Origin of the sequence: Xanthobacter autotrophicus, from assembly GCF_030015065.1 — a bacterium.
GTDB classification, from domain to species: Bacteria; Pseudomonadota; Alphaproteobacteria; order Rhizobiales; family Xanthobacteraceae; genus Xanthobacter; species Xanthobacter autotrophicus_D.
This window is the reverse complement of record NZ_JAIVFN010000377.1, coordinates 1-466: the sequence shown is the minus strand read 5'-3', so window position 1 is coordinate 466 and position 466 is coordinate 1. Positions and strand designations below refer to the sequence as shown.

General features: G+C 66.1%; 1 protein-coding gene. It reads right to left on the bottom strand.

Going from position 1 to position 466, the window contains the following annotated elements; all coding sequences use genetic code 11:
• On the bottom strand, positions 1-367 hold a 367-nt coding region (locus K9U40_RS23605), incomplete at its 3' end, for an aminotransferase class V-fold PLP-dependent enzyme (protein WP_282892493.1).
• Positions 368-466: the final 99 nt, after the last annotated feature.

The window sequence follows — 466 nt, the reverse complement described above, 5'->3', positions numbered from 1 at the left end:
CCTCGAAGCCTTGGCGCTCCATCTCGCGCATCGTGTCGAGAACGGCCTTGTGCTCCGTCTTGACGGTGATGAGATGCTTGCCCTTGCCCTTGTAGAAGTGGCCGGCGCCCTTGATGGCGAGGTTGTTCGATTCGGTCGCGCCGCTCGTCCAGACGATCTCGCGCGGATCGGCGTGGATCAGCGCGGCGACTTCGCCACGGGCCTTTTCCACCGCTTCTTCGGCTTCCCAGCCCCAGGCATGGCTGCGCGATGCCGGGTTGCCGAAATGCTCGCGCAACCAGGGGATCATGGCGTCCACCACGCGCGGGTCGACCGGCGTCGTGGCTCCATAGTCCAGATAGATGGGAAAGTGCGGTGTCATGTCCATGGCTGGCTCAGTAAAAGTCTGGCTGGCGAGTCGAGGCAGGCAGGGCGGCCCGCGCAGGGCTGCCCGCCACCCGGGGTCGCCCGGGCCTTCGGTTTCAGG